Origin of the sequence: Mesorhizobium sp. M7A.F.Ca.CA.004.04.2.1 (assembly GCF_004022825.1) — a bacterium.
Classification (GTDB): Bacteria; Pseudomonadota; Alphaproteobacteria; order Rhizobiales; family Rhizobiaceae; genus Mesorhizobium.
This window is the reverse complement of sequence record NZ_RZPH01000040.1, coordinates 2,673-14,316: the sequence shown is the minus strand read 5'-3', so window position 1 is coordinate 14,316 and position 11,644 is coordinate 2,673. Positions and strand designations below refer to the sequence as shown.

Below are 11,644 nucleotides of genomic sequence, written 5' to 3'. Positions count from 1 at the left end.
TGGCAGCACCACGCGCGGTCATGAAGCCGGATCCGCCACCGATGCCGAGGCCGCCGCCTTCGGAACGCTGCAGCAGCACCACGCCGACAAGGGCGAGCACGACCATGAGATGGATGACGATCAGTACGGTTTCCATAGTTTATCCTGGCAAGGCCTTGCCCGGCCGCGGACACGACCGGTGAATTGGAGGCGGCTCAATACAATGCTTTGACGGCATTTCCAAGCCCGTGGCCGGAATATGGGAAGCAACCCGTCCTTTGCAACGATTTCGTGCACCGGAAGCCCTGTCCGGCGGAGCGAATGTCTTCAGGCAATATTGCGATAAGCCTCGGCGATGCCGAGAAAATCCGCCGCTTTCAGGCTGGCGCCGCCGACCAGCGCGCCGTCGACATTCCTGACGCCGAGCAGTTCGACCGCGTTGGAGGGCTTGACCGAGCCGCCGTAGAGAATGCGCATCTTCGCCGCGACGCCGCCGAGCTTTTCCGACAGCTTTTCGCGGATATGTGCATGTGCTGCCGCCACATCGCCGGCCGTCGGCGTCAGGCCGGTGCCGATCGCCCATACCGGCTCATAGGCAATGATGGTGTTGGATGGGGTGGCGCTTGACGGGACCGAACCATCGACCTGCCGCGACAGCACGTCCAGCGTGGCGCCCGCTTCACGCTGTTCATGCGTTTCGCCGACGCAAATGATGGCAACAAGCCCGGCACGCCATGCGGCGGATGCCTTGGCCTGGACAGTGGCGTCATCCTCGCCGCGTTGCTCGCGGCATTCGGAATGGCCGACGATGACATGGCTCGCACCGGCATCCCTGAGCATTTCCGCCGAGATGCAGCCGGTGTAGGCGCCGCTCTCCTTGGTATGGCAATCCTCACCGCCGGCATGCACCGGCGTGCGTGACAGGATCTCCGCGGCGTGAGCAAGCAGGGTTGCGGGAACGCAAACCAGCGCTTCGGTCTCCGCGTCAAGTCCGCTCATGAAACCGTTGCCGATCATCCGGAGCTCGTTGAGCGAGGCGCTGGTGCCGTTCATTTTCCAGTTGCCGGCGACGAGCGGGCGAATTCCTGGCGTCATGGGTTTGCTTCTCCGGATGATATCGGGGCTCTGGCCCTCACTACCAAAATCAGGCCACAAAGCAATCGACAGTGGGCCGGAAGGGCGCTATTGCGCTTGTTTCAGACTCGGCGCGTGCGAAAATGCGCATAAATCGGAAGTAAAAATGCTTGGTATATTGAGAAACGCGGCAGGCACCTGGGTCGCGAAGGGGCTGTTGGTGCTGCTGGTGCTCAGCTTTTTGGTCTGGGGCGTTTCCGGGCAGCTGATGAGCGGTCTTGCCGGCCACGATTCGGTGATAACCGCCGGCGGCACCAAAGTATCGATCAACGAATACCGTCTCGCCTACGATCGCCAGCTCGCCGTCATGTCGCAACAGTTCGGCCAACGTCTCAGCCACGAACAGGCAAAGGCGCTCGGCGTCGACAACCAGGTGTTGGCTCAGCTCGTCTCTGGTGCCGTTCTCGACGAACAGGCCCGCAAGCTGGGCCTCGGACTTTCCAAGGATCGGCTGGCCGAGTTGACACGCGAGGACCCAGCCTTCAAGGGCCCGGGCGGCCAGTTCGACCGCAGAACGTTCGAATATATGCTGCAGCAGATCGGCATGCGGCCCGAGGACTATTTGAAGAACCGTGCCCAGGTGGCCGTGCGCCAGCAAATTGTCGAGGCGGTCTCGGATGGCCTCAAGGCTCCGGACACTTTCTTCAAGGCGGTTGCGCTCTATCGCGGCGAAGACCGCACCATCGACTATTTGACGCTGCCCAAGGCACTGGTCGAGCCGATCGCGGCGCCGTCCGATAGCGTGCTCTCGGCCTATTTCGAAGCCAACAAGAAGACATATGCGGCACCCGAATACCGCAAATTTTCCTATGTCCGCCTCGAACCCGTTGACATCATGGATACGACCGCCGTCACCGACAGCCAGGTCAGCGACGACTACAACAAGAACAAGGCGCGTTACACCACGCCGGAACTGCGCACCGTCGAGCAGCTCGTGTTCAAGACGCCGGATGCGGCCAAGGCCGCACTCGATTCGCTCAAGGCCGGCGCCACTTTCGACAAGCTTGTCACGGCCGAAGGCAAGACGCCGGCCGATACGTTGCTCGGCACGCTTGCCAAGGACAAGATCGCCGACAAGGCGGTCGCCGACGCGGCCTTTTCGCTCAACGCCAATGAAGTCAGTCAGGTCGTGCAAGGCGCCTTCGGTCCGGTGCTGCTGCGCGTCACCGAGATCAAGCCCGAGGTGGTGAAGCCACTGGCCGAGGTGTCCGATCAGATCCGCAAGGATCTGGCGCTGGGCGAGGCAAGTCGCATCCTACTGGACGTGCGCGACAATTACGATGACACCCGCGCCGCCGGCAGTTCGCTGGCGGAGGCCGCGGCCAAGCTGAAGCTTAAGGTCGTCACCATCGACGCCATCGATCGCAGTGGACTGCGGCCAGATGCAAGCATCGTCAAGGACCTGCCGCAATCGCCGGAGCTGATCAAAGCCGTCTTCGACGCCGAACCCAACACGGAAAACGATGCCTTGACCACAGCCGACAACGGCTTCGTCTTCTATGAGGTGGCGTCCGTCACGCCGGCTCGCGACCGCACGCTGGATGAGGTTCGTCAGAAAGTCGTCGCCGACTGGACGGCGGCGGAAATAAGCAAGCGGCTGGCCGCCAAGGCTGACGAACTGGAAAAGCGGCTCAAGGCCGGCGCAACGCTCGATGTCATCGCCAGCGAACTGAAGCTCGAAAAGCAGACCAAGCGCGGTGTCAAGCGTGAGGCTGACGATGTCGACTTCGGTAAGGAGGGTGCGGCAGCGATGTTCGGTGTCGGCGAAGGCGGCACCGGCTTGGTCCCCTCACCCACCGGAGACGGGCAGATCCTGTACAAGGTCGCCGAAGTGTTCGAGCCCGCCGGAGCCGATGCCAGTTCGGTGCCGGACGACGCGCAGAAATCCTTCACCTCCGGCATGTCGGATGACCTGCTCGACCAGTTGGTGGCGCAGTTGCAGACGCAGTACGACGTTCGCATCGACCAGGCCGCCGTCGCCCAAGCCTCGACAAGATGAGCGCGCTGAAAACCCATATCGCCAAGATCGCGACCGGTAGCGCGCTTTCCTTCGAGGAAGCGCGCGAGGCCTTCGACATCATCATGTCGGGTGACGCGACCCCCGGCCAGATCGGCGGTTTCCTGATGGCGCTGCGTGTGCGCGGCGAGACGGTGAGCGAGATTTCAGGCGCCGTCGCAACCATGCGGGGCAAGATGCTGCACGTCGACGCGCCCACCGACGCCATCGACATCGTCGGCACCGGCGGCGACAATTCTCACAGCGTCAACATTTCGACGGCATCGGCCTTCGTCGTTGCCGGCAGCGGCGTGCCGGTTGCCAAACACGGCAATCGCGGCCTGTCATCGCTGACGGGGGCAGCCGACGTGCTGGTTGCGCTCGGCGTCAAGATCGACATCTCGCCCGAATTCATCGGCCGCTGCATCCACGAGGCAGGCGTTGGCTTCATGTTCGCGCCTGCGCACCATCCGGCGATGAAGCATGTCGGCCCGACTCGCGTCGAGCTCGGCACCCGCACCATCTTCAACCTGCTCGGGCCGCTCTCCAATCCGGCCGGCGTCAAGCGGCAGCTGGTCGGTGTGTTCCTGCCGGAATGGATCCTGCCGGTTGCCGAGACGCTGAAGGCGCTGGGTGCCGAGCATGTCTGGGTTGCCCATGGCGACGGCTATGACGAGATCACCACCACCGGCGAGACGCAGGTTGCCGAACTGATCGGCGGCGAGATCCGCAGCTTCACCCTGACGCCTGAAGCGGTTGGGTTGCCGCGCCACAGCAAGGACGAATTGCGTGGCGGCGATGCGGACTACAACGCCAAGGCCTTGCGCGATATGCTGGGCGGCGCCGCCGGCGCCTATCGCGACACCGTGCTGATGAACGCCGGTGCAGGACTGGTTGTGGCCGGCAAGGCGACGACGCTTGGCGACGGCATCGCGGCGGCGGCGCAAGCCATCGATAGCGGCCGTGCCCTGCGAGTGCTCGACAGGCTGGTCGAGATTTCGAACGGATAACGGATAGAGCGTGTCTGACATTCTTCGCAATATCGAGGCCTACAAGCGCGACGAAATCGCGGCAGCAAAGGCACGCGTGCCGTTGGCCGAAATCAAGGCCCGGGCAAAAGACGCCGACGCACCGCGCGGCTTTCTTGCCGCACTGGAAGCGAAGCGCAAATCCGGCGCCTTCGCGCTAATCGCCGAGATCAAGAAGGCGAGCCCTTCCAAGGGTCTGATCCGTGCCGATTTCGATCCACCGGCGCTGGCGCAGGCCTATGCCAAGGGTGGTGCTGCCTGTCTTTCGGTGCTGACCGATGCACCGTCCTTCCAGGGTGCGCCCGAATTTCTCACCCGGGCGCGAGCCGCCGTCGCGCTGCCGGCGCTGCGCAAGGATTTCCTGTTCGATCCGTATCAGGTCTACGAAGCCCGCGCCTGGGGCGCGGATGCCATCCTGATCATCATGGCCAGTGTCGACGACGTCCTGGCCAGCGAGCTCGAGGCGACGGCCTTCGAACTCGGCATGGATGCACTGGTCGAAGTGCACGACGAGACCGAGACGCAGCGCGCGCTAAAACTGTCGTCGCGGCTGATCGGCATCAACAACCGCAATCTGCGCACATTCGAGACCAGCCTCGACACTTCCATGCGGCTGGCGACGATGGTTCCGGCCGACCGCTTGCTGGTCAGCGAGAGCGGTATTTTCTCGCATGACGACTGCCTCAGGCTGCAAAAGAGCGACATCGGCACTTTTCTTGTCGGCGAGAGCCTGATGCGGCAACAGGACGTCACCGCGGCGACGCGCCTGCTTCTGACAGGCAAGGCTTTGGCCGAGGCCATCTGACGATGGTATCGGGCCTTACCCATCTCGGCGCGCAGGGCGAGGCCAACATGGTCGACGTCGGCGACAAGGACGAAACAACGCGCACGGCGATCGCCGAAGGCTTTGTCGCGATGCAGCCCGAGACGCTGAAGATGATCCTCGCCGGCAACGCCAAGAAGGGCGATGTGCTCGGCACTGCGCGCATCGCCGGTATCATGGCGGCGAAGAAGACGCATGAACTGATCCCGCTCTGCCACCCGCTGCTTTTGACCAAGGTTTCCGTCGACATCGAGCCCGACCATGCTTTGCCGGGCCTGAAGGTCACCGCACTGGCGCGCGTCACCGGCAAGACGGGTGTCGAGATGGAAGCGCTGACGGCTGCCTCGGTCGCCTGCCTGACCATCTACGACATGGCCAAAGCAGTAGACCGCGCCATGGTCATCACCGGCATCCGCCTGGTCGAAAAGACCGGTGGCAAGTCGGGTGACTACAAGGCGAGCGCCTGATGGCGCTGGTTCCTATCGCGGAGGCGCTTGAACGCCTGCTTGATGGCGCGGCGCCTCTAGCCGGCGAAAGCGTTCCCCTGTTCGAGGCTGTGGATCGTGTTCTGGCGGAACCGGTCGTAGCACTTCGCACCCAGCCGCCTTTCAATGCTTCCGCCATGGACGGCTATGCAGCGCGCGCCGCCGACGTCACGTCGGTCCCATCCAGGCTGTCGGTGATCGGCATGGCGCCGGCTGGGCGTGGCTTCGACGGCACGGTCGGCCAGACGCAGGCCGTGCGCATCTTCACCGGCGCGCCGCTGCCCGAAGGCGCCGACACCATCGTCATCCAGGAGAATGTCCGCGATCTCGGCGCCGGCGAAATCGAAGTGACCGCGCCAACGGCGCAATGGCGCAATATCCGCCGCATCGGGCTCGATTTTTCAACAGGCGACATGCTGCTGGAAAAAGGCCGCTTGCTCGACCCGGCGGCACTGTCGCTGGCAGCATCGGCCAACCATCCTCGGGTCAGCGTGGTGAAACGGCCGCTGGTCGCCATTATCGCCACCGGCGACGAATTGCTGCCGCCGGGCAGCGATCTCGGCCCGGACCAGATCATTTCATCGAATGCCTATGGCGTCGCCGCCACCGCACACTCGGTCGGCGCCCGCGCGCTCGATCTCGGCATTGCCGCCGATCGCAAGGAGGCTATCGCCGAACTGGTGCAAAAAGCGGTCGCGGCCGGTGCGGATGTCATTGTGACGCTTGGTGGCGCCTCGGTCGGCGATCACGACCTGATCCACGACGTGCTGACCGGCGAAGGCATGACGCTCGGCTTCTGGAAGATCGCCATGCGTCCTGGCAAGCCGCTGATGTTCGGCCGCCTCGGCGATATCAGGTGCATCGGCCTGCCCGGCAATCCGGTGGCAAGCCTGGTCTGCTCGCAGTTGTTCCTGAAGCCGCTGCTGGCGCGGCTCGGCGGCCGCAATCATCGCCAGGACATACGTCCGGCACGGTTGGGTGCCGCCATGCCGGCCAATGATCTGCGCCAGGACTATGTGCGAGCGGTGGTCAGGGAAGATGACGGCGCGCTGGTGGCGACGCCGTTCGGTATCCAGGATTCCTCGATGCTGAGAATGCTGGCCGACGCCAACGGGCTGATCGTGCGGGCGCCGTTTGCCCCCGCAGCAGCTGCTGGCGAGGCTTGCAGCGTACTGATGCTGCGCTGAAGCAGCGCAGAACAAACCATTAATAACAAACAGAAAATTACGTCGGCGCTATTCCGATATCAAGGCGCGGGTCAGCGGATGCGCCGGATCGGCAAGGCCGTCGACAATGCTGAAATGATGCCGGTCAGGCTCGACCACGGTGCCGGTGGTGGCGCCGAGGCCGGTCCAGATGTTGGCAAGCAGCGCATTCTGGCGCAGGAATTCGGCGCGCTCGCCGCCACCGGCCCAACAGGTGATGCGGGCACCATCCATGGGCCGCAGCAGCGCCGGGCTTTCAGCCAGCGCCTCATCTTCGTCGATGGCCAGAGTCGCGTTCATCTCGGTGCGCATGATCGGACGCAGATCGTGGACACCCGAAATCGAAACGACATGGCGCACGCGCCGCGCCACATCGTCCGTCAGAGACGTGGTTGTCGTCACCATCCGGCTGGCAAGATGGCCGCCGGCCGAATGTCCGGTCAGCATCAGCGGCCCGTCGACCATTGCCGCCGCCTTGCCGATCGCCACGCCGATCTCCTGGACGATGCCGGCGATGCGTAAGTCCGGGCACAGCGTGTAGGACGGCATCGCCACGGCAAAGCCGCTGCTGACCGCACCATTGGCGAGATGCGACCAGAAACTCTTGTCGAACGCCTTCCAGTAACCGCCATGGATGAACACCACCAACCCTTTGGGCGTGGCGCTGGGGAGGAAGAGATCGAGCCGATTGCGTCGCCCATCGCCATAGGTGATGTCGAGCCGTGCCCGGCCCTGCGCCGAGAGTGCGTCACGAAACGCTTGCGCAGGCTCCACCCACGCGGCCGGCCATCGGTCGCTGCCGGCGATATTCGCACCGTTGGCATAGGCATCATCCCAATCGACGATGTGACGTTCGAACATCTGCGCCCTTCCCCAAAAACGGCATCGCTGTTCCGCTAGCAATGGCCACCGCCACGCCATGCGTCAATGCTCTAGGGCAAAAACATTTTAGGCTTGAAACAAATTTCGACTGGTGCGATCCTGCCCGCACGAACAGCCGACAATGGGAGGTCTGCTGTGCTGCCCGAAGCCTGCAAATGGTCACCCCGTTCGGGTGGCGTCGAGCAAGGCGCGACTTGCGGCACGAAGCCTCCTCAAAAAAAGCAGGACCTTCAGATCACTGGTCAGGCGCCTCGCGCACTGGCCGTCCAGCAGACAGGAGAGCGGCGACATGCTTGGGCCTTCAGCGCATATCGACACGTTCACGCGCGATCACCTGCCGCCGCCGGAGCAATGGCCTGAAATCCTGCTCGACGGCTTCGACTATCCCGAACGCCTCAACGCCGGTGTCGAACTGACCGACAGGCTGGTCGAGAAAGGCCTGGGCGACCACACCGCGCTGATCGGCAATGGCCGCCGCCGCACCTACAAGGAACTGTCCGACTGGACGAACAGGCTGGCCCACGCGCTGGTCGAGAATTATGGGGTCGAGCCCGGCAACCGGGTGCTGATCCGTTCGGCCAACAACCCCGCCATGGTCGCCTGCTGGCTGGCCGCCACCAAGGTTGGCGCCGTGGTCGTCAACACCATGCCGATGCTGCGCGCCGGCGAACTCGCCAAGATCGTCGACAAAGCGGAAATCACCGTCGCGCTCTGCGACACCAGGCTGATGGACGAGATGACCGCCTGCGCCAAGGACAGCGCATTCCTCAAGCAGGTCATCGGTTTCGACGGCACCGCCAACCATGATGCTGAACTCGATCGTGCCGCTCTCGACAAGCCGGTGACGTTCACCGCAGTCGACACCGGCCGCGACGATGTTGCCCTGCTCGGCTTCACCTCGGGCACAACAGGCGTTCCGAAGGCGACGATGCATTTCCACCGCGACCTGCTGATCATCGCCGACGCCTACGCCCGCGAAATCCTGGAGGTGACGCCGGACGACATCTTCGTCGGCTCGCCGCCGCTGGCCTTCACCTTCGGCCTTGGCGGACTCGCCATCTTCCCGCTGCGCTTCGGTGCGGCGGCGACGCTGCTGGAGCAGGCGACGCCACCCAACATGATCCACATCATCGAGACCTACAAAGCGACGATCTCTTTCACCGCGCCGACTGCCTACCGCGCCATGCTGAAGGCCATGGATGAAGGAGCGGACCTGTCATCGCTGCGCGTCGCCGTTTCGGCCGGCGAAACCTTGCCTGCTCCCGTTTTCGAAGTGTGGACACAAAAGACCGGAAAGCCGATCCTCGACGGCATCGGAGCCACCGAGATGCTGCACATCTTCATCTCCAACCGTTTTGACGACATGAAGCCCGCGTCGACCGGAAAGCCGGTGGGCGGCTACGAGGCGCGCGTCGTCGATGACGAGATGCGCGAGGTGCCACGCGGCGCGACCGGCAGGCTTGCGGTGCGCGGACCGACCGGCTGCCGCTACATGGCCGATGACAGGCAGAAGGAATACGTGCGCGACGGCTGGAACCTCACCGGCGATACCTTCACGCAGGACGAGGACGGCTTCTTCCATTTCGCCGCACGCTCCGACGACATGATCGTCAGCGCCGGCTACAACATCGCCGGTCCCGAGGTCGAGGCGGCGCTGCTGGCGCACCCGGACGTCGCCGAATGCGCTGTCATTGGCGCCGAGGACGCCGAGCGCGGCCAGATCGTCGAGGCGCATGTCGTGCTAGCGCAGGGCGTCGCGCCCGACGCCCTCACCACCAAGCGCCTGCAGGACCATGTCAAGGCAATGATCGCGCCCTATAAATATCCGCGATCGGTAAAATTCATCGCCGCTCTGCCCAAGACCCAGACCGGCAAGATCCAGCGCTTCCGGCTGCGCACGGAGAAAATCGATTGAGCGAGCCATACGATCCGGCGTCCGAAGGCGCCCAGATGTCGTTCAAGGAGCGCATGTCCTACAGCGACTACCTGCACCTGGAGAAAGTGCTGGAGGCCCAGACGCCGCTGTCATCGGCGCATGACGAGATGCTGTTCATCATCCAGCATCAGACCTCCGAACTCTGGATGAAGCTCGCTCTACACGAGATTGGAGCCGCGATCCGTTCCATCCGCGCCGACCGGCTCGAGCCGAGCTTCAAGATGCTGTCGCGCGTTGCGCGGATCTTCGAGCAGCTGAACAATGCCTGGGATGTGCTGCGGACGATGACGCCGAGCGAATACACCGAGTTCCGCGACGCGCTCGGCCAGTCCTCGGGTTTCCAGTCCTGGCAGTATCGCGCCATCGAGTTCATGGCCGGCAACCGCAACCTGGCCATGCTCGGGCCGCACAAGCACCGGCCCGACCTGAGCGGAAAGCTGGAAGCGATCCTGACCGAACCATCGCTCTACGACGAAGCGCTGCTGCTGCTTGCGCGCAACGGATTCGACATCGGTGCCGATGCCAAGCGCACGGACTGGCGTGAGACGCGAACCGAGAATGAAGAGGTGCTGGTCGCCTGGCAAACCATTTACCGCGATCCGCAGCGCTACTGGATGTTCTACGAACTGGCAGAGAAGCTGGTCGACTTCGAGGATTATTTCCGCCGCTGGCGCTTCAACCACGTCACCACGGTTGAGCGCATCATCGGTCTGAAACGCGGCACCGGCGGCACGTCGGGTGCTTCGTATCTGAAGAAGATGCTCGAGGTGGTGCTGTTCCCGGAACTGTGGACGGTCCGCACCCGGCTCTGACATCGTCGAAATGAAAACAGCGACGCGCGGCGGCGGAACACCCTTCGCGAACAACCGGGGACTGACTGACCATGAGTGGATTTCCTGATCTCGCCGCAGTCGAAGCGATGGATGCCACAGATCCGCTGCGGGCCATGCGCGACCGTTTCATTCTGCCGGAGGGGGTGATCTATCTCGACGGCAATTCACTGGGGGCAGCGTCTCATGCCGTTTTCGGCGAGCTGCAGCAGGCGGCAACCCAGGAATGGGCCCAGGACCTCATCCGAGCCTGGAATACGGCCGGATGGTTCGAGATGCCGATCGAACTCGGCGATCAACTCGGACGCCTGATTGGAGCCGCGGCCGGCCAGACCGTCGTCTGCGACACGACGTCGACCAACATCTACAAGGTGCTGCATGCGGCGCTGGAGATTCGGCCGGGCCGGTCGGTCATCGTCGCCGAGGGTGACAGTTTCCCCACCGACCTGTACATCGCCGAAGGCGTGGCCTCGACACGGGACGGCGTCCTGCTGCGCCTCGCGGGCGTCGACGCGCCCACTATCGAAGAGCTGATCAACGAAAACGTCGCGGTGGTGCTGGTCAACCACGTCAACTACAAATCGGGTGAACTGCGCGACATGGCGGCGCTGACGCGCAAGGCTCATGCGGCCGGAGCGCTGATCGTCTGGGATCTATGCCACACCGCCGGCGCCCTGCCCGTCGAGCTCGATCACGCAAATGCCGATTTCGCCATCGGCTGCACTTACAAGTACCTCAACGGCGGTCCGGGCGCACCGGCCTTCATCTATGCCGCGCAGCGCCATCACGGCGATATCAGCCAGCCGCTCAGCGGCTGGTGGGGCCATGCGCGGCCCTTTGCCTTCGAACGGGGGTATGTTGCCGGCACCGGTATCCGCCGCTTTCTGTGCGGCACCCAGCCGGTCCTGTCGATGCGGGCGCTCAAAGGCGCGCTTGCCATCTGGAACGACGTCGACATGGCGGCATTGCGAAAAAAGAGCGTCGCGCTGACGGAACTGTTCATCCAGCTCGTCGAAGCAAAGTGCGGCGCCTATGGCCTCACGCTGGAGACCACCCGCGACGCGACCAGGCGCGGCAGCCAGGTGTCGTTCCTTCACGATCACGGCTATCAAATCATGCGGGCGCTGATCGAGCGCGGCGTCATCGGTGATTTTCGCGCGCCATCGACCATCCGTTTCGGCTTCACGCCCCTCTATATCGGCTACAAGGATGTGTGGCTGGCGGTTCAAGTGCTAGAAGACATTCTGCGCACGGGCGCATGGAAGGACCAGCGTTTCGCCGTCTAGGAAGCCGTTACCTGACGCAACGATCCCCGCGATTTGCCGTCGCCGCCCTCACTGCCCGGC

11 protein-coding genes are annotated in these 11,644 nt (G+C 63.6%); 8 read left to right on the top strand and 3 right to left on the bottom strand.

The window, feature by feature from the left end:
- A partial coding sequence (secG, locus tag EN893_RS03745) for a preprotein translocase subunit SecG (RefSeq protein WP_128361406.1) occupies nucleotides 1–136 on the bottom strand: 136 nt, incomplete at its 3' end.
- Between the two features lie 170 nt (nucleotides 137–306).
- Nucleotides 307–1,074 (bottom strand): triose-phosphate isomerase, encoded by a 768-nt coding sequence (gene tpiA, locus EN893_RS03740; RefSeq protein ID WP_127268769.1) that lies wholly within the window; start codon nucleotides 1,072–1,074, stop codon nucleotides 307–309.
- Between the two features lie 145 nt (nucleotides 1,075–1,219).
- Between tpiA and EN893_RS03735 the strand changes: the two genes are divergently transcribed.
- From EN893_RS03735 to glp, 5 genes are read left to right on the top strand one after another with little or no spacing between them, the layout of a single operon-like run.
- On the top strand, nucleotides 1,220–3,112 hold the full coding sequence (locus tag EN893_RS03735; RefSeq protein WP_127268770.1) for a SurA N-terminal domain-containing protein: 1,893 nt from the start codon (nucleotides 1,220–1,222) through the stop codon (nucleotides 3,110–3,112).
- A complete protein-coding gene (gene trpD, locus EN893_RS03730) occupies nucleotides 3,109–4,119 on the top strand; it encodes an anthranilate phosphoribosyltransferase (RefSeq protein WP_127272191.1) in 1,011 nt (336 codons plus the stop codon). The genes EN893_RS03735 and trpD overlap by 4 nt, the downstream gene beginning before the upstream one ends.
- A gap of 10 nt (nucleotides 4,120–4,129) precedes the next feature.
- Entirely contained in the window at nucleotides 4,130–4,942 is an 813-nt protein-coding gene (gene trpC / locus EN893_RS03725) for an indole-3-glycerol phosphate synthase TrpC (RefSeq protein WP_127271355.1), read from the top strand.
- A 2-nt stretch (nucleotides 4,943–4,944) separates the two neighbouring features.
- The gene (moaC, locus tag EN893_RS03720) at nucleotides 4,945–5,427 is read left to right on the top strand and encodes a cyclic pyranopterin monophosphate synthase MoaC (RefSeq protein WP_127271357.1); all 483 of its coding nucleotides are present in this window, start codon (nucleotides 4,945–4,947) and stop codon (nucleotides 5,425–5,427) included.
- Nucleotides 5,427–6,632, top strand: coding sequence for a gephyrin-like molybdotransferase Glp (glp, locus tag EN893_RS03715; protein ID WP_128361405.1), 1,206 nt, complete (start codon nucleotides 5,427–5,429; stop codon nucleotides 6,630–6,632). Before moaC ends, glp begins: the two co-directional genes overlap by 1 nt.
- Nucleotides 6,633–6,680: 48 nt before the next feature.
- Here the strand turns inward: glp and EN893_RS03710 are convergent, their stop codons facing one another.
- Nucleotides 6,681–7,511, bottom strand: a complete 831-nt coding sequence (locus EN893_RS03710; RefSeq protein ID WP_127272193.1) for an alpha/beta hydrolase — start codon at nucleotides 7,509–7,511, stop codon at nucleotides 6,681–6,683.
- A 310-nt stretch (nucleotides 7,512–7,821) separates the two neighbouring features.
- On the opposite strand from EN893_RS03710, the gene EN893_RS03705 reads away from it, so the two are divergent.
- The 3 genes from EN893_RS03705 to kynU all read left to right on the top strand — a co-directional run bounded on the left by EN893_RS03705 (nucleotide 7,822) and on the right by kynU (nucleotide 11,584).
- Entirely contained in the window at nucleotides 7,822–9,447 is a 1,626-nt protein-coding gene (locus tag EN893_RS03705; protein WP_127270202.1) for an AMP-binding protein, read from the top strand.
- The gene (gene kynA / locus EN893_RS03700) at nucleotides 9,444–10,280 is read left to right on the top strand and encodes a tryptophan 2,3-dioxygenase (RefSeq protein ID WP_127270200.1); all 837 of its coding nucleotides are present in this window, start codon (nucleotides 9,444–9,446) and stop codon (nucleotides 10,278–10,280) included. Before EN893_RS03705 ends, kynA begins: the two co-directional genes overlap by 4 nt.
- A 71-nt stretch (nucleotides 10,281–10,351) precedes the next feature.
- A complete protein-coding gene (gene kynU, locus EN893_RS03695; RefSeq protein WP_128361404.1) occupies nucleotides 10,352–11,584 on the top strand; it encodes a kynureninase in 1,233 nt (410 codons plus the stop codon).
- Nucleotides 11,585–11,644 lie beyond the last annotated feature (60 nt).

Excerpts from the sequence above, each read along its gene's own strand:
- trpD (WP_127272191.1), top strand. The coding sequence starts at position 3,109 with ATGAGCGCGCTGAAAACCCATATCGCCAAGATCGCGACCGGTAGCGCG.
- EN893_RS03735 (WP_127268770.1), top strand. The coding sequence starts at position 1,220 with ATGCTTGGTATATTGAGAAACGCGGCAGGCACCTGGGTCGCGAAGGGG.
- kynU (WP_128361404.1), top strand. The coding sequence starts at position 10,352 with ATGAGTGGATTTCCTGATCTCGCCGCAGTCGAAGCGATGGATGCCACA.
- moaC (WP_127271357.1), top strand. The coding sequence starts at position 4,945 with ATGGTATCGGGCCTTACCCATCTCGGCGCGCAGGGCGAGGCCAACATG.
- EN893_RS03710 (WP_127272193.1), bottom strand. The coding sequence starts at position 7,511 with ATGTTCGAACGTCACATCGTCGATTGGGATGATGCCTATGCCAACGGT.
- tpiA (WP_127268769.1), bottom strand. The coding sequence starts at position 1,074 with ATGACGCCAGGAATTCGCCCGCTCGTCGCCGGCAACTGGAAAATGAAC.
- EN893_RS03705 (WP_127270202.1), top strand. The coding sequence starts at position 7,822 with ATGCTTGGGCCTTCAGCGCATATCGACACGTTCACGCGCGATCACCTG.
- glp (WP_128361405.1), top strand. The coding sequence starts at position 5,427 with ATGGCGCTGGTTCCTATCGCGGAGGCGCTTGAACGCCTGCTTGATGGC.